Annotated in this window: 14 protein-coding genes; 5 read left to right on the forward strand and 9 right to left on the reverse strand. The window is 72.7% G+C overall.

Translation table 11 applies throughout. From position 1 onward, the window contains the following. Positions 1–239 precede the first annotated feature (239 nt). Positions 240–1,127: an endonuclease/exonuclease/phosphatase family protein gene (locus IE145_RS03835; RefSeq protein ID WP_189518808.1), complete on the forward strand. Its 888-nt coding sequence runs from the start codon at positions 240–242 to the stop codon at positions 1,125–1,127. A gap of 137 nt (positions 1,128–1,264) precedes the next feature. After that, positions 1,265–2,485 carry a serine hydrolase domain-containing protein gene (locus IE145_RS03840; RefSeq protein WP_189518810.1) on the forward strand — a complete coding sequence of 407 codons (1,221 nt, stop codon included), beginning with the start codon at positions 1,265–1,267 and terminating at the stop codon, positions 2,483–2,485. Between the two features lie 37 nt (positions 2,486–2,522). Here the strand turns inward: IE145_RS03840 and IE145_RS03845 are convergent, their stop codons facing one another. The 8 genes from IE145_RS03845 to IE145_RS03880 all read right to left on the reverse strand — a co-directional run bounded on the left by IE145_RS03845 (position 2,523) and on the right by IE145_RS03880 (position 12,396). Further along, the gene (locus tag IE145_RS03845; RefSeq protein ID WP_189518812.1) at positions 2,523–4,661 is read right to left on the reverse strand and encodes an ArnT family glycosyltransferase; all 2,139 of its coding nucleotides are present in this window, start codon (positions 4,659–4,661) and stop codon (positions 2,523–2,525) included. Then, the gene (locus tag IE145_RS03850) at positions 4,658–6,106 is read right to left on the reverse strand and encodes a bifunctional glycosyltransferase family 2/GtrA family protein (RefSeq protein ID WP_189518814.1); all 1,449 of its coding nucleotides are present in this window, start codon (positions 6,104–6,106) and stop codon (positions 4,658–4,660) included. The genes IE145_RS03845 and IE145_RS03850 overlap by 4 nt, the downstream gene beginning before the upstream one ends. 72 nt (positions 6,107–6,178) lie before the next feature. Further along, positions 6,179–7,822, reverse strand: coding sequence for a sensor histidine kinase (locus IE145_RS03855; RefSeq protein ID WP_189518816.1), 1,644 nt, complete (start codon positions 7,820–7,822; stop codon positions 6,179–6,181). Positions 7,823–7,838: 16 nt separating this feature from the next. Continuing rightward, complete coding sequence (locus tag IE145_RS03860) at positions 7,839–8,585, reverse strand: response regulator transcription factor (RefSeq protein ID WP_189518818.1); 747 nt, start codon at positions 8,583–8,585, stop codon at positions 7,839–7,841. Positions 8,586–8,738: 153 nt separating this feature from the next. Further along, on the reverse strand, positions 8,739–9,395 hold the full coding sequence (locus tag IE145_RS03865) for a fasciclin domain-containing protein (protein ID WP_189518820.1): 657 nt from the start codon (positions 9,393–9,395) through the stop codon (positions 8,739–8,741). A 519-nt stretch (positions 9,396–9,914) separates the two neighbouring features. Further along, the gene (locus IE145_RS03870) at positions 9,915–10,799 is read right to left on the reverse strand and encodes an amidohydrolase family protein (protein WP_189518822.1); all 885 of its coding nucleotides are present in this window, start codon (positions 10,797–10,799) and stop codon (positions 9,915–9,917) included. 67 nt (positions 10,800–10,866) lie between these two features. Then, the gene (locus IE145_RS03875) at positions 10,867–11,811 is read right to left on the reverse strand and encodes a DUF2797 domain-containing protein (protein ID WP_189518824.1); all 945 of its coding nucleotides are present in this window, start codon (positions 11,809–11,811) and stop codon (positions 10,867–10,869) included. Between the two features lie 9 nt (positions 11,812–11,820). Further along, the gene (locus IE145_RS03880) at positions 11,821–12,396 is read right to left on the reverse strand and encodes a hypothetical protein (protein WP_189518826.1); all 576 of its coding nucleotides are present in this window, start codon (positions 12,394–12,396) and stop codon (positions 11,821–11,823) included. Positions 12,397–12,557: 161 nt separating this feature from the next. Between IE145_RS03880 and sigJ the strand changes: the two genes are divergently transcribed. The 3 genes from sigJ (at position 12,558) to IE145_RS03895 (ending at position 15,542) form a co-directional block, all read left to right on the forward strand. Then, positions 12,558–13,511, forward strand: a complete 954-nt coding sequence (gene sigJ, locus IE145_RS03885) for an RNA polymerase sigma factor SigJ (RefSeq protein ID WP_189518828.1) — start codon at positions 12,558–12,560, stop codon at positions 13,509–13,511. 93 nt (positions 13,512–13,604) lie between these two features. After that, complete coding sequence (locus IE145_RS03890; protein ID WP_189519264.1) at positions 13,605–14,804, forward strand: NAD(P)/FAD-dependent oxidoreductase; 1,200 nt, start codon at positions 13,605–13,607, stop codon at positions 14,802–14,804. A gap of 186 nt (positions 14,805–14,990) precedes the next feature. Then, positions 14,991–15,542, forward strand: a complete 552-nt coding sequence (locus tag IE145_RS03895) for a DUF4760 domain-containing protein (protein ID WP_189518830.1) — start codon at positions 14,991–14,993, stop codon at positions 15,540–15,542. A gap of 14 nt (positions 15,543–15,556) precedes the next feature. On the opposite strand, the gene IE145_RS03900 is transcribed toward IE145_RS03895, so the two are convergent. Then, a complete protein-coding gene (locus tag IE145_RS03900) occupies positions 15,557–16,114 on the reverse strand; it encodes a GNAT family N-acetyltransferase (RefSeq protein WP_189518831.1) in 558 nt (185 codons plus the stop codon). Positions 16,115–16,127: the final 13 nt, after the last annotated feature.

Raw genomic sequence — 16,127 nt, forward strand, 5'->3', positions numbered from 1 at the left:
CCGTGGCGGTCCGGCCGGCGGCGGCGGTGCGGCCAGCGCTGGTTGTACGGTGTACGGGACCCTGTCTTGTACACCGTAAGGCAGCCCCGTACGACGTACAAGTCGATTTCCGTGGAGCCGGCCGGTCGCGCCGCCGGGACCCGACGGGTGGCCCGGCGGTACGGTTCTCGACGCTTACCTGACAAGCTTGCCGGCAAGTTTTCTGACAAAGTGCGCGATTTCCGGCCCTCGGGAGAGTCATGTCGCTGCGTCGCCATTCGTCTCGCATCCCTCAACTCCTCCTCACCGCCTCCCTCCTGGGGGCGCTCCTCGCACCGCCCGCCGCTACCGCGTCGGCCCCCCGCTCCCCCTCCGGTGAACCGGGCGGGGCCGGCGGCCGGGGCCTGCCGCTGCGGGTGGCCACGTACAACATCCACGCCGGGGCGGGCATGGACGGCGTCTTCGACCTGGACCGCCAGACGGCCGAAATCCGCTCACTGGACGCCGATGTGATCGGCCTTCAGGAGGTCGACCGGCACTGGGGCTCCCGCAGCCAGTGGCGGGATCTCGCGGGTGAACTGGCCCGGCGGCTGCGGATGTACGTCTCCTTCGCGCCGATCTACAGCCTCGACCCGGCCGAACCGGACGGGCCCCGGGCCGAGTACGGGGTGGCCGTGCTCTCGCGGCACCGGATCATGAGCGCCGAGAACCACGAGATCACCCGTCTCTCGACCCAGGACCCGAGCCCGGTGCCCGCGCCCGCCCCGGGGTTCGGCGAGGTCGTCGTACGGGTACGGGGGCTGCCGGTGCACGTGTACGTGACCCACCTCGACTACCGCCCGGACCCCGCCGTCCGCGTCGCCCAGGTCGCCGACACCCGGCGGATCATGGCCGAGGACCGGGACCCCAAGATCCTGCTCGGCGACTTCAACGCGGAACCCGCCGCCCCCGAGCTGGCCCCGCTGTGGCGGGAACTGGCGGACGCCGACCCGGGCGCGCCCACGTTCCCCGCCCGGAACCCGGTCAAGCGGATCGACTTCGTGGCGGTGTCGGAGGACAGGATCGGCGTGCGAAAGGCATGGGTGCCTCAGAGCCTCGCGTCCGATCACCGGGCAGTGGTGGCGGACCTGCTGTTACGGAGGCGGTGACGCCGGGGCGATGACTTCAGGGCGCTCCCGGAGTCTCCTTTTTCGGCTCGAATGCTTCCTTTTGCGGCTGGGGTGCGTCCTCCTCATCGAGGGTCGCCGCGAAGGACCACGCGGTACCGGACGGACGAAGGATGGTCATGACCACCACCACCCTGCACGAACTGCTGGACACCCACATCGCCGAAGGGTCGATGCCGGGCGCGGTGGCGCTGGTCGCCCGGGGCGAGCGGGTCGAGGTCGTGTCGGCCGGTACGGCCTGCCTCGCCGGGTCCGCGCCGATGCGGCGGGACTCGTTGTTCCGCCTCGCCTCGATCAGCAAACCGATCGTGGCCGCGGCCGCCATGACGCTCGTCGACGACGGCCTGATCGCCCCCGCCGACCCGGTCGCGGCCTGGCTGCCCGAGCTCGCCTCGCCCCTGGTCGTCCGGACCCCGCAGAGCCCGGTCGACGACGTGGTGTCGGCCGTCCGCCCGATCACCCTCCTGGACCTGCTGACCTTCCGGGCCGGCTACGGCTTCCCGTCCGACTTCTCGCTCCCGGCCGTCGCCCCGCTGTTCGAGGACCTGAAGCAGGGCCCGCCGCAGCCGCAGGCCGTGCTCGCCCCGGACGCCTGGATGGCCGAGCTGTCACGCCTCCCGCTGCTGCACCAGCCGGGCGACGGCTGGCTCTACAACACGTGCTCCGACATCCTCGGCGTGCTCATCGCCCGGGTCGCCGACCGGCCGCTGCCCGCGTATCTGGCGGAGCGGATCTTCGAGCCCCTCGGCATGAAGGACACCGGGTTCTGGGTGGAGCCCGCCGCGCTGGACCGGTTCACCGGCTACTACCGGGCCGGGGCGGGCGGAGGCGAAGGCGGGGACGGTGGCGAGGGTGAGGGCGGTGGCAGGAACGGTGTCGGGGGCGGGGGCGAGCCCGAGCTGATCGACGCTCCGGACGGGCAGTGGAGCAGCCCGCCTCCGTTCCCGTCCGGCGCCGGGGGCCTCGTCTCGACCGTCGACGACTGGTGGGCCTTCGGCCGGATGCTGCTCGCCGAGGGGCTGAACGACACCGGGGACCGGGTCCTGGCCGGCGAGTCCGTCCGCCAGATGATCACCGACCACCTGACCCCTCAGCAGCGCGCCGCCAGCGGGCTGTTCACGGAGGGCCAGGGCTGGGGGTTCGGCGGCGCGGTGGACGTCGAGATCACCGCCCCCTGGAACGTGCTCGGCCGCTACGGCTGGGTCGGCGGCACCGGCACCACGGCCCACGTCATCCCGGCCACGGGCACGGTCGCCGTCCTGCTCACCCAGATGGAGATGAGCGGACCGGCCGCGCCCGCGGTGATGCGGGACTTCTGGACGTACGCGGCCGGGTTCTGATCCCGGTCCCCCACCCGGCCGCGTACGCCCTGGCTCATCAACTCGTGGGCCGCGTCAGGTCGTAGAACGTGGCGCCGCCGACGGAGACCTCGGTGAAGTTCTCCGTCACCCAGGAGGAGATCCGGGAGGAGGTCCCGGAGGAACCACCGGGCCCCCCGCCCATGCCGCCGCCCGAGACGAAGTAGTGGATCCTGCCGTCCGCCACGTACTTCTTGAACCGGTCGAGCGTCGGCGACGGGTCGCTTCCGTTGAAACCGCCGATCGCCATCACCGGTTCGCCGGTGGCGAGTTGGTAGCTTGCCGCGTTCTGAGCGCCGATGGCCGCGGCGACCCAGGTGTAGTCGTCCGCGCCCTTCGCCAGGAGGGCCTCGGCCTCGGCGTCGACGGTCGCGCCGTTGAGCAGACCGCCCATGCCGCCGCCTCCGCCCCTCATGCCTTCGCCGAAGCCGGGGACGGCGCCTGGACCCGCGGCTGCTCCCGCACCCGTGCCGCCGGGTGCGGTGGGCGTGCCTCCCGGTGCACTGCCCTGCTGGTTGCCCTGGCCCTGACCCGGGAACTGGCCCTGGCCCTGCCCCGGGAACTGGCCCTGCCCCTGGCCGGGAGGCTGCTGCCGCATGCCGCCGCGCTGCCCGCCGTCACCGCCGCCGGGCCCACCGGGCCGGCCGCCGCCCCCGGGGCCGCCCGTGCCGAACCCGCCCGCCGAGGGACCGGCGGTCACGATCGAGCCCTGGTGACCGCTGTTCAGGGTGGAGACGGTGTACGCCGTCGGCCCCGCCAGCGACGCCGCGCAGCTCAGCCCCACCACGGCGACGGCCAGACCCCGGCCGCCGAACCGCCCGACGACCAGCAGCCCGATCGCGCCGACGGTCCCGCCCGCGAGCACCGCCCACCGCAGCCACGGCAGGTAGTCCGGGGTGCGGCCGAGCAGGACGTACGCCCAGAGCACCGTCGCGAGGACCGTGCCCGCGAGCACCGCGCGCGGCCACCGGGCCGACCGCTCCTCCCAGAGCACCGCCACCCCCATGGCGACCAGCGCGGCGACGTACGGGGCGAGGGCCACCGTGTAGTACTGGTGGAAGATCCCCGCCATGAAGCTGAACACCGCGGCGGTCATGACCAGCGCACCGCCCCAGGCGATGAACGCCGCCCGAGCGGAGTCCGTGCGTCCCGCCTTCCGGGTCAGCCAGAGACCGGCCACCAGCAGGACCAGCGCGGCCGGGAGCAGCCAGGCGATCTGGCCGCCGACCTCGGAGTTGAACATCCGCCCGATGCCCGTCTCGCCCCAGCCACCGCCGCCACGGCCCCCGCCGCCGCCGACGCTTCCGGTCTCCTCGCCGTTGATGCGGCCGAGCCCGTTGTAGCCGAAGGTCAGCTCCAGGAAGGAGTTGTTCTGCGAGCCGCCGACGTACGGCCGCGACGACGCCGGCATCAGCTCGACGATCGCGACCCACCAGCCACCGACGGCCACCGTCGTCAGGGCGGAGAGCGCGAGCTGGCCGATCCGCTTCCGTACGGGAACGGGGGCGCACACCGCGTACAGCACCGCCAGCGGCGGCAGGATCAGGAACGCCTGGAGAGTCTTCGCGAGGAACGCGAGTCCCACCGCCGCCCCCGCCCACAGCAGCCACTTCGTCCGCCCCTGCTCCAGTGCCCGCAGCACGCACCACACGGTGACGGTCATCAGCAACGCCAGCAGCGCGTCCGGGTTGTTGAAGCGGAACATCAGCGCGGCGACCGGCGTCAGCGCGAAGACCCCGACCGCGATCAGCCCGGCGACCGGCCCGAAGCGACGGCGTACGGCGGAGTTGAGCACAGCCGCCGTGGCAAGGGCCATCAGAACCTGAGGGGCCAGGATCGCCCAGGAGTTGAGCCCGAAGAGCCGGACGGAGAGGGCCATCGGCCAGAGGGCCGCCGGGGGCTTGTCGACAGTGATCGCGTTCGCGGAGTCCAGCGAGCCGAAGAAGAGCGCCTTCCAGCTCTGGCTGCCCGCCTGAACGGCGGCGGAGTAGAAGGAGTTGGCGTAACCGGAGGCGCTGAGGTTGTAGAAGTAGGCGAGGCCGACGGCAAGCAGCAGACCGTACAGCGCGGGGCGCGCCCAGCGGCCACCGGATGCGGGGCCGGGTGCGGGGGCAGAACCGGGTTCCGGAGGTGCTGCGATGGTGGTGATCGTGGTCATCGGACGTCCTCGGAGTCGGGGAGGGCCGGGGCCGGGGCCGGGGCGGCGGCGGGGGCGGGGGCCGGGGCCGGGGCGGGGGCTGGGGCGGGGGCGGGGAGGGTGCCGGCCGGGAAGACCCAGGCGCGCAGGAGCAGGAAGCGCAGCACGGTGGCCGCGAGGTTGGCGGTGATCAGCACGGCCAGCTCCGTGCCGTGCGAGGGCGATCCGGCGGCCGCGCCGAGCGCCGCGAGGGAACCGCTGGTCAGCGCGAGGCCGATGGCGAAGACGACCAGGCCCTGGGCCTGGTGGCGGACGGCCCCGCTCCGGCCGCGTACCCCGAAGGTGAGCCGGCGGTTGGCGGCGGTGTTGGCGACGGCGGAGACGAACAGCGCGCCGCCATTGGCGAGCTGCGGGCCGGCGCCGAGCCGGAAGAGGGAGTAGAGGGCGAGATAGAAGAGGGTGGAGAGGGCCCCCACGGCACAGAATCCGATGAGCTGGCGGGCCAGTTGGCGCTCCACCCCGGTCAGCGCCCGGTCGCGCGGATCGTCCCCGAAGGGCCGGGCCAGCCGGTCCAGCGGCAGCGCGCCGACGGCCAGCGCCCGCCCCACCCGCCACACGCCTTTCAGGTCCTCGGTGGCTGTCCGCACGATGTGGACGGTCGAGTCGGGGTCGTCGATCCAGTCGACGGGCACCTCGTGGATGCGCAGCCCGGCCCGCTCGGCGAGGACCAGCAGTTCGGTGTCGAAGAACCAGCCGCTGTCCTCCACCATAGGCAGCAGCCGCTCGGCGACCTCGCGCCGGATCGCCTTGAACCCGCACTGGGCGTCGCTGAACCCGGCGGCGAGGGACGAGCGCAGGATCAGGTTGTAGGCGCGCGAGATGAGTTCCCTCTTCGTTCCCCGCACCACCCGCGAACTCCGGGCGAGCCGCGATCCGATGGCCAGGTCGGAGTGGCCGGAGATCAGCGGGGCGACCAGCGGGAGGAGCGCGTTGAGATCGGTGGAGAGGTCGACGTCCATATAGGCGAGGACCGGGGCGTCGGAGGCCGACCACACCGTCCGCAGAGCCCGTCCGCGCCCCTTCTCCTCCAGCCGGACGTACCGCACCCCGGGCAGCTCGGCGGCGAGCGCGGCGGCGACGGCCGGGGTGGCATCCGTGCTGGCGTTGTCGGCGACGGTGATGCGGAAGGGGTACGGGAAGGTCCGCGCGAGATGGGCGTGGAGGCGGACGACGCAGGGGCGGAGGTCCTTCTCCTCGTTGTACACGGGGACGACGACGTCGAGCACGGGGACGGCGGGGGCCGCGGCGACCGGCTGCCGGGCCGGAAGGTGCTCCCGGCCGGGCAGATGGTTGTGGCGGCCCCCGCCGCACCCGCCGTCCCCGCCGTTCCTGCCCTCCCCGCCGTCCGTGCTGCTGCTGCGGCCGGTCGTTCCGGGGCCGCTCCGGAGGCTGCTGTCGGTGGTCATGGTCCGACGCTCGCCAACCGCGCTGTCACGCCGGTGTGGTGAGCCTGTCCCCGAGCTGTGAGTCCGCGCGGATCAAGTCGTCGTCCGCGGTACGCCGTCCGCCGGTACGCCGCCCATCGGTACGCCGCCCGCCGGTACACCGCCCATCGGTACGCCGCCCGCCGGTACGCCGTCCGCCGGCAGCTCGACCGTGAAGACCGTCCGGCCCGGCGCGGATTCCACCCGTACGAGGCCGCCGTGCGCGGAGACGACGGCCTGCACGATGGCGAGGCCGAGCCCGGTGGAGCCGGTCGCTCCGCCGCCGTCCGCACCCCGCGCCCGTGAAGCGTCCCCTCGGGCGAACCGTTCGAAGACGTGCGGCAGCAGCTCCGCCGGGATGCCGGGCCCGTCGTCCCGCACCTCCAGCGCGACCGGCCCCCCACCGCGTACGGGCGGCTGCACGGAGACCGTGACGGTGGTCCCCGGCGGGGTGTGGGTACGGGCATTGGCGAGCAGGTTGACCAGCACCTGCTGGAGCCGCTCGGGATCGGCGCGTACGGTCACGGGCTCGGCGGCCCCGGGCAGTTCGAGCCGCCAGTGGTGCCCCCCGCCCGGTCCGGTGTCCGGCCCCTCCACTCCTCGCCGGTCCGCCGCCCGCGCGTCGCTCACCGCGTCCACGACCAGCGGCAGCAGATCGGTGGTGCCGTACGAGAGCGGGCGTCCGGCGTCCAGCCGGGCCAGCAGCAGCAGATCCTCCACCAGGCCCGTCATCCGGTCCGCCTCCGACTCGATCCGCCCCAGCGCGTGCCGGGTGACGGGACCGGTCTTCGGGCCCGCCCCTCCGGCGCGGCGGGTCAGTTCGGCGTAGCCGCGGATCGAGGCCAGCGGGGTGCGCAGCTCATGGCTCGCGTCGGCGACGAACTGCCGCACGCGCGTCTCGCTCTCCTGCCGGGCCGCGAGCGCCGAACCGACGTGCCCCAGCATCCGGTTGAGCGCCGCGCCAACCTGCCCCACCTCGGTACGGGGATCGGCCTCGGCGTCCGGGACGCGTTCGAGGAGCGCCACCTCGCCGCTGTGCAGGGGGAGTTCGGACACCCGGGTGGCCGTCGCGGCGACCCGGCGCAACGGCCGCAGGGCCACCCCGACGAGCGCGGTGCCGGCGATCGAGGCGGCGATGAGCCCGGCGGCGGTGACACAGATCTCGACCACGATCAGGGTGGTCAGCGCCCCGCTCACCTCGGCGCTGGGGATGCCGACGAGGACGGTGCTCCCCTCGGCGGTGGTCGTGGCCTCGACCCGGTAGCCGCCGAGCCCGGGCAGATCGACGCTCCGGGCGCCGTCACCGGCCTTCGGGGCGGCCTTCTCCAGCGCGCTCCGCTGCTCCGCGGTCAGCGGCTTCGCGCTCTCCTGGGCGCGGAGTCCGCCGTCCTCGACGACCTTCGACGCGGCGACGTCCCCGCCGCCGTCGACGAGCGCCCCGAACGTGCCGAGCGGCTGCCCGCCGCCGCCGACGAAGCCGAGCGGACCCGCCTCACGCAGCGTCTCCGGCAACGGGACGGGACCGGGCGGCCGTTGGGCACGCTCGACGACGGAGTGCAGCTGATCGTCGAGCTTGCCGTACATGTAGCTGTGGAAGGCGATCGCGGTGACGGACCCGATGACGGCCGCGACGACAGCGATCAGGGACACGGCGGCCACGACCAGCCGGGTCCGCAGCGTCCAGGGCCGCCTCAGCACGCCCCCCGCCCGGCCCCTACTCACCGGGCTTGATCAGATACCCCGCGCCGCGCCGGGTGTGGATCATCGGGGTGCGCCCGGCGTCGATCTTCTTGCGGAGGTAGGAGATGTAGAGCTCGACGACGTTGGCCTGGCCGCCGAAGTCGTAGTTCCAGACCCGGTCGAGGATCTGGGCCTTGCTGAGCACCCGCCGAGGGTTGCGCATCAGGAAGCGCAGCAGCTCGAACTCGGTGGCGGTGACGTGGATCGCCTGCCCGCCCCGCCACACCTCGTGGCTGTCCTCGTCGAGCACCAGGTCCCCGACCGTCAGCCTGGACTCGCCGTGCCCGGCGGCGACGGCCGAACCCGAGCGGCGGATGAGCCCGCGCAGCCGGGCCACGACCTCCTCCAGGCTGAACGGCTTGGTGACGTAGTCGTCGCCGCCCGCGGTGAGCCCGGCGATCCGGTCCTCCACGGCGTCCCGGGCGGTCAGGAAGAGGACGGGCACGTCGGCGTACTCACGGCGCAGCCGGCCCAGCACGGCCAGCCCGTCCATGTCCGGGAGCATCACGTCCAGGACCACCGCGTCCGGGCGGAAGTCACGTGCCGCCCGGACCGCCGCGGCCCCGTCCCCGGCGCTGCGCACCTCCCACCCCTCGTAGCGCAGGGCCATCGAGAGCAGCTCGGTGAGCGGAGCCTCGTCGTCCACGACCAGGACCCGGACGGGGGTGCGGTCCGGCCTGAGCAGTTCGGTACGCCCCTGGGGCGAGGTCGTCGTCGTCATGGGCCCACTCTGTGAGGCGCCCGTGAGAGAAGCCTGACCCGTTTCTGTGAATTCCCTGAGAAATCACCACGGCATCACGGCCTAGGTCTTCGGACCGGGACCGGCCCCGAGCCGATGAGGATGGCTCGGGGCCGGTCCCGTACAGGGGGGACCTCAGCTCTTGGGCATGAGCACGGTGTCGACGATGTAGACGGTGGCGTTGGCGGTGGGGACGTTGCCGCAGACGACCTTGGAGGTGTCGTTGACGGTGTAGTTCTCGCCGGAGCCCTTGGTGGTGAGGGACGACTTCTGCAGGGTGTCGTAGGTGCCGCTCTCCAGCTGCATGGGGGAGAGCTTCTCGCCGACGACGTGGTAGGTGAGGATGTTGGTGAGCATCTCCTTGTCGGCCAGCACCTTGTCCAGGTCGGCCTTCGGGATCTTGGCGAAGGCGTCGTTGGTCGGGGCGAACACGGTGATGTTCTCGGCGTTGTTGAGGGTGTCGACGAGACCGGCCTTCTTCACCGCCGTGACCAGGGTGGACAGGGCCGGATTGTTGGAGGCGGCGGTGGCGACCGGGTCCTGGGCCATGCCGTCGAAGGAACCCGCACCGTCCTTCGGGACGGTGGCGCAGGCCGGACCGAACGGGCCGTCGGCCGGGACGGCGCCTTCCTCCGGCGCGCTCGACTTCTCCTCCGCGGGGGCGGAGGACGCGGCCTTGTCGGCGGCGGCGTCGGAGGAGCTGTCGTCTCCGCCGCAGGCGGTCAGCGTGAGGGGCAGAACAGCGGCGGCGGTGAGGGCGAGGGCGGCGCGGCGGTAGCGGAAAGCAGTCACGGCATATCTCCTGCGTGTTCGGTTGGTAGCGCTGCGTGTTGGCCGACGGGGAGGAGTCGGCACGGTGTTCCCGGTGTCCCGCAGTGCTGGCGTCAGGTCAGGTGTCACCCCGGCGCGGGGCGACTCGGTTCAGAGCGCTCGTCCGCGAAGCGGGTCGGGGGGGACGTCCGCTGTGCGGCGGATCGGTTGTGCTGCTCTGATCGTCATGTCAGCTATTCGGAGCCGCCGCGAAGACGGATTGGTCGGAGGGGGAGAAGACTTCGTCCGCCGCGCCCGACCGCCCGGTGCCTGCTCCGGTCAGCCCGTACGGGTGTCATATCGGGACCGACCAATCCGCCGCCCTCGCCGCAGCGAATACCGGATGTGAGCGGGCGTCAGGAGGAGGCCCCGCACACGACGAGGTCGCCCCGTTGGCTGCGTGGGACCTCATCTCGCTCGCCACGGTGGAAGACCCGTGGCGGGCGGGCCGTTGTGGGGCGCCACTCTCCTGGGGCGCCCCACAACAGGTCGACCGCCCCCTCAGGCGTCCGGCAGCTCGAACAACGCGGCGGCGTTCCCGTGGCAGACCGCCCGCAACCACGCCTCGCCCAGCCCGAGCCGCTCCAGCGCCTCCAGCTGATGAACGTACGGGTACGGGATGTTCGGGAAGTCCGTCCCCAGCAGGATGCGGTCCCCGAGGTCGGCGAGCCGCCCGCGTTCGGCCGCCGGGAAGGGGCTGAGCCGCTCGCTGAAGTCGGTGAACGCCATGGTCGTGTCGAGCCGGACCTCCGGATACGCCTCCGCCAGCGCCAGGAACTCCGTGTACTCCGGCATCCCCATGTGCGCGACGATCAACCGCAGCCGGGGGTGCCGGGCCAGCAGCCGCCCGACCGGCCCGGGCCCGGTGAACTTCCCCGGTGCGGGACCCGACCCGCAGTGCATGACCACCGGAATCCCGGCCTCCGCGAGCAGCCCCCACACGGCGTCCAGCAACGGATCATTGGCGTCGTAGCCGCCCACCTGAAGGTGCGACTTGAACACCCGCGCCCCCGCCTCGACGGCCTCCTTCACGTACACGTCGACGCCCTCCTCCGGGAAGAGGGTCGCGGTGTGCAGGCAGTCCGGGGTCCTGGCGGCGAAGTCGGCGGCCCAGCCGTTCAGCCAGCGGGCCATACCGGGCTTGTGCGGGTAGAGCATGGCGGTGAACCGGGTCACCCCGAACGCCCGCAGCAGATCGAGCCGGCGCTCCTCCTCGTACCGGTAGGTGATCGGCCACTCCAGCCCGGTGAGCGGCCCGGCCGCGTCGAAGTAGGCCCAGACCTTGCGCAGGACCTGCTCGGGCATGAAGTGGGTGTGCACGTCGATGATCCCGGGCAGCCCGAGCCGCTCCCGAAACCGCACCACGTCATCGCTTCCCGTCTCCATGCGCAGGCCCTTTCGCCGGTCGTCCGGAACAACCCACCCGGTCGCTGAGAACGACCCACCCGGTGGTTCAGAACAACCCACCCTGCACGCCGCCGCCGCCGATGTCGATGAGGGGGACACGTACACCGCTCCCGGACTCCGCGGTCAGATCCCACCCGGTGATCAACCGCGTGTCCAGCACGACGACGCCGCCGCCCGCCACCACGAGGTGCAGATCGGGCCCGGCCGCCGCGACGAGCCGCCCCGCGACGACACCCCCGTCGACCAGCTCCCGCACGGCCCGGACGGGCGCCGACGCGGACGCGGACACGGACACGGATGCGGATGCGGATGCGGCCTCGGCCTCGGGCGCACGGTCGAGCCCGAAAATGCCGACCTGATCGACGACTTCGAGGGGCAGCCGCTCCAGCGACTCGGGCCAGCCACGCCCTTCGAGCGCCGCCGCCGACGCGTACAGCTCGGCCACCGCCCCAGCCCGCTCCTCCGCCCCCGGCAGCCGCCCCCGCACGGCCCGCTTCTTGGCGTACGGGATCCGGTCGGGCACCCCGAGGGCCGCCCGCAGCACCTCCTCGGTCCGCCGGGCCGCCATGAGGGGCCCGCGCCCCAGCCAGCTGAAGACCACGGCCCCCTGCTCGCGCAGCCGGGCGGCCCCGCGCTCCTCCCCGGTGATGCCGACCTTGACCATGCCGGGCCCGAACCAGGCGAGATACACGCGGTACGTCCGGGGGTCGTCCGCCATCGTGTCGGCGGCCACCGAATGCGCCCGGTCCAGCCGCGCGCACTCCGCGCACCGCCCCCCGGTCGACCGCCCCGGCACCACGGCCCCCGACGGGCAGACGTTCCCCCGGGCCCCCACACAGTGCCGCTCGCCGACGGCCCGGAACCCGAGGCCGGCCCCGTACGCGAGCACGCTCACCCGCCGCCGCCCGCCCCTGCTCCACTCCAGCTCCGGCGCCTCCCGGGGCCACCGCACCCCGGCACACCGCCAGCCGCCACCGACCTCACACGTCATCCGGGGATGCTACGCGCGCCCACCGACACCCTCGATCCCACCGGTGCCGACGCCCCCGACGCCTTCGATACGCCGCCGCATCGCGACCATGCGCCGCACGAAGCGCCGGTTGAACCAGATCATCCAGCTCATGAACGCCACCCCGAAGCCGAGCGTCCACAGCCCCGCCGGCACATCGCCGGAGGTGAACCGGAGCAACGGCGCCCCCAGGACGATCACCCCGAGCAGGGGAAAGGCCCACCGCCGGCTACGCCGCAGCTTCTCCTCCCGCCGCCGGATCAGCCGGACCATGGCAGCCTGCTCGGCCGGGTCGTCGGGCAGCTCACCGTTCTTCGCGATGCGGCGCTCCAGCTCCGGCACCCGGTCGGGCTCGGTACCCACGGCCTGCGCGTCCCGCCGCCTGCGCCGCATCAGGAACCACGTCAGGAGACCGGCGTAGAAGACACCGCCGGCCAACGCCTCCGGCCACGCCGACCAGCCCCGGAACGCCAGCCGGACGGCGACCCCGATCACCAGCACCAGCAGCCCGACGGCCCACCACTGGTCGCGCCAACGCCCCTGCCCCGTATACCCCTTCGTTCCCATCGCGCCCACCTCCGGACAAAGGGGCGCCCAGCACGCCCCGTCATGGGTCGGCTACCCCGGCCTCGCCCGGCGAACAACCGGTGCCCGCTTCCGCTCCCGTCCCCGCTGCCGCTTCCGCTCCCGCTCCCGCTTCCGCTGCCGTCCCCGTTAGGATCCGGACCATGGCGCTGACCGGGAACCAGATGGACCAGTTCGAGGCTGCCATGCCCCGCCTCAAGGCCATCGCCTACCGCCTGCTCGGCTCGGCGAGCGACGCCGAGGACGCCGTACAGGACACGTTCCTGCGCTGGCAGGCCGCCGACATCGACCGCATCGAGGTCCCCGAGGCCTGGCTGACGAAGGTCCTCACCAACGTCTGCCTCAACGAGCTCACCTCGGCGCGCGCCCGCCGCGAGACGTACGTGGGCCAGTGGCTGCCCGAGCCGCTGCTCGCCGGGGACCCGATGCTCGGCCCGGCCGACACCGCCGAGCAGCGCGAATCGGTCTCGTTCGCGGTCCTCGCCCTGATGGAGCGGCTGTCCCCCAACGAGCGGGTGGTGTACGTGCTGCGGGAGGCGTTCGCGTACCCGCACGGGAAGATCGCCGAGATCCTCGACATCTCGGAGTCCGCGAGCCAGCAGCTGTTCCACCGCGCCAAGAAGCACATCGCGGCGGGCCGGACCCGTACCGAGATCGACGAGGCGGCCGCACGGCGCATCGTCGAGGAGTTCCTGACGGCGGCCACCAGCGGCCGGACCGAACCGCTGGTGCGACTGCTCACGTCGGACGCCATCGCGATCGGCGACGGCGGCGGAAAGGTCCCGGCCCGCGCGAAGGCGTTCGAGGGGGCCGTGGCCGTCGCGAAATTCATGCGGAGCCTGTTCACCCCCAACCAGGCCGCGCGCCGCCTCATCGGCGGCACCGCGGAGATCCACGCCTCCTCCGCCAACGGGCTGCCCGCCCTGGTGGTCCTGGTCGACGGCCGGGTCATCGGCGTGATCTGCCTGGAGTTCACGCCGGACGGCATCGCCGCGTTCCGCAGCCAGGTCAACCCCGACAAGCTCGAACGCGCGACGCGGCAGTGGGCGACGACGGACCACGCAGACCCCCTCTTCCGCATCCACCAGGACATGTGACCCACGGCTCAGCCATCTCCTGTCAGGAATCGACGGCCTGCCCGGTTCAAGGGGTGAAACCGCGCGAGACAGGAGTGCAGGGACATGCAGAACATGCGGCAGACCATCCAGCAGCACCGCGTCGTCGTCATCGGAGCCGGATACACCGGGGCGACGGCCGCCGGGCGCCTCGCCAGGCGGCTGCGCGGCGAGGACGTCTCCATCACCCTCGTCAACGCCGAACCGGACTTCGTCGAGCGCGTCCGGATGCACCAGCTGGCAGTGGGCCAGACCCTCCGCCCGCGCCCTTTCGACGCCATGTTCGCCGGGACGGGCGTCGAGCTGCGCCTCGGCCGGGTGACGGGGATCGACGTGGACCGCGGGACGGTGACCGTCACCGGCGCGGACGGGCCTTCGGACCTGGAGTACGACACCCTCGTCTACGCCCTCGGCAGCGCCTGGAACCCCCAGGGCGTCCCCGGCACCGCGGAGCACGCCCACGAGATCGCCGGCCGCGAAGGGGCCCTGCGGCTGCGGGACCGCCTTGCCGCCCTGGCCCCCGGCAGCCCCGTGACCGTCGTCGGCGGCGGGCTCACCGGTGTGGAGGCGGCGACGGAGCTGGCGGAGACCCGCCCCGACCTCGACGTCTCCCTGATCGCCCGGGGCGGACTGGGCGACTGGCTCTCCCCCAAGGGCGCGCGCCATCTGCGGAAGGTCTTCGGGAACCTGCGGATCACCACCCACGAACACACCACCGTCACCGCCGTGCACGCCGACCGCGTCACCACCACCGAGGGCGACATCCCGGCAGCGGTCACCATCTGGACGACGGGCTTCGCGGTCCACCCGATCGCCCGGGCCACGACCCTGGAGACCGGCGACACGGGCCAGATCGTGGTCGACGCCACGATGCGTTCGCTCTCCCACCCGGACGTGTACGCCATCGGCGACGCGGCCCTGGTGGCGGGCCCCGGCGACAAGCCGCTGCGCATGTCGTGCGCCTCGGGCGTCCCCACCGCCTGGCAGGCCGCCGACGCCATCGCGGCCCGCCTCACCGACACCAAGCTCCCGGCCATCTCGGCCCGCTACTTCAACCAGTGCATCTCACTGGGCCGAAAGGAGGGCCTGATCCAGTACGTCACCGCCGACGACCGAGCCGTCAGCGCCGCCCTGACCGGCCGCCTGGCCGCCCTCTACAAGGAGTTGGTCTGCAAGGGCGCGGCCTGGGGCGTGGCAAACCCCACGATGGGCCTGCCGACCCGCCGGCGCCGGGTGACGGCGGGGCGGGCGCGGGCGGGCGCACCGGCCGCGTGAGGTTCCGGCCCGCCCGGGCCAGAACCGACGCGCGACGCCCGGGGGGTCCCTGAGGGCGGGAAAGAAGCCCAAGCGCTGCCCGGGCGGTCGGGTTTTCGGGCGTCACCGGGTCCGGGGACGCCGAGGTCAGCCATTGATGTCGAAAACCGCATCGCCGAGTGCCCTTCGTCCGTAAGGTATCGGGCCGTGACGTCCTATGAGCGATGGTCCCTTGCCGCATCCTTCGGCACTCTGCTCGTCAGCGTCGTGGCCTTCGGCGCACTGGCGTGGCAGCTTCTCATGCTGGCTCGCAGCACGGCCCAGGATCACGACAGGCGCCGGAAGCAGGCGACCATGGAGTACCTCACGGCCATCATCGATCGCCGGAGGCAGCTCTATGAGGAGGGGATACCTGACGAACGGAACCATGCTGCCGTTTCAGCCCTGATCAGCCGTTCCCTGACGGGTGACGCCTCAGCGACGAAGCTGATCACGTCCTACCTGACGGCGTTCAACTACCTGGGTGTGGGAGCACGTACGGATGCCTTCGACCGAGCGGTGATCGATCAGGCGTGGGGCGGCTTGATCATCGCGGTACGCGCCAACTACGGCCCGTGGCTGGAGGCGCAGCGCCAGAATCACGGCGAACCACGGCTGTACGAGGATCTTCAGTGGCTGGCTGACGCCATGACGCCACGGCAGTCTCCGACACGTGCTGATGGCGTCCTGCCTCCGCAGGGTCGATCCGCGACCGCGTAGGCGGCGGCACCGGCTCAGGGCAGCCGGGGGCCACGCACCGCGTCCGCGGAGCCGTCACGTACAGGATGTGCCGGCCGCTGGGCGAGCCAGCCGGAGACGCGTGGCCCACCGGTCACCGCTTCACCGTCCATGACCGTGCGAACGTGCTGGAACCCGTGCCGTAGGTAGTAGTCCTGAAGCCGCCTGTTCGTGCTCCACGCGTCGAGCCGGAGCCACACGGCGCCAGAGCGATGCGCCTGCCCGCCGGCCCAGTCGAGCAGCCGCCCGCCCAGGCCGCGACCGGCGTGCGTCCGCGCCACCGTCAGCTTGTTCACGAACAGGGACTTCTCCCGAAGCTCCTCCTCGTTCCAGAGCCCCTCTCCCGGGTCCGGAGTCAGCGTGATGGTCGCCGCCGTGGTCGAGCCGTCGCGGACCATGAACACGGACCCGGCTTCGATCGTGTCCAACAGCCTGACGGCCGGGTACGGGCGCTGCCACTGATCCGTACCGAGAGCAGAGAGCCACACCGCTGCCTCACGCCGGAACGCCAGCAGGACGTCCAGGTCCTTCGCGGTTGCACGCTCGATGATCAACGCGATCCATCCT

Source organism: Streptomyces sindenensis (assembly GCF_014649035.1).
GTDB classification, from domain to species: Bacteria; Actinomycetota; Actinomycetes; order Streptomycetales; family Streptomycetaceae; genus Streptomyces; species Streptomyces sindenensis.

What these genes read in the sequence shown, in the direction of transcription:
- IE145_RS03835 (WP_189518808.1), top strand. Translation starts at nt 240, where the DNA reads ATGTCGCTGCGTCGCCATTCGTCTCGCATCCCTCAACTCCTCCTCACC.
- IE145_RS03840 (WP_189518810.1), top strand. Translation starts at nt 1,265, where the DNA reads ATGACCACCACCACCCTGCACGAACTGCTGGACACCCACATCGCCGAA.
- IE145_RS03845 (WP_189518812.1), bottom strand. Translation starts at nt 4,661, where the DNA reads ATGACCACGATCACCACCATCGCAGCACCTCCGGAACCCGGTTCTGCC.
- IE145_RS03850 (WP_189518814.1), bottom strand. Translation starts at nt 6,106, where the DNA reads ATGACCACCGACAGCAGCCTCCGGAGCGGCCCCGGAACGACCGGCCGC.
- IE145_RS03860 (WP_189518818.1), bottom strand. Translation starts at nt 8,585, where the DNA reads ATGACGACGACGACCTCGCCCCAGGGGCGTACCGAACTGCTCAGGCCG.
- IE145_RS03870 (WP_189518822.1), bottom strand. Translation starts at nt 10,799, where the DNA reads ATGGAGACGGGAAGCGATGACGTGGTGCGGTTTCGGGAGCGGCTCGGG.
- IE145_RS03875 (WP_189518824.1), bottom strand. Translation starts at nt 11,811, where the DNA reads ATGACGTGTGAGGTCGGTGGCGGCTGGCGGTGTGCCGGGGTGCGGTGG.
- IE145_RS03880 (WP_189518826.1), bottom strand. Translation starts at nt 12,396, where the DNA reads ATGGGAACGAAGGGGTATACGGGGCAGGGGCGTTGGCGCGACCAGTGG.
- sigJ (WP_189518828.1), top strand. Translation starts at nt 12,558, where the DNA reads ATGGCGCTGACCGGGAACCAGATGGACCAGTTCGAGGCTGCCATGCCC.
- IE145_RS03890 (WP_189519264.1), top strand. Translation starts at nt 13,605, where the DNA reads ATGCGGCAGACCATCCAGCAGCACCGCGTCGTCGTCATCGGAGCCGGA.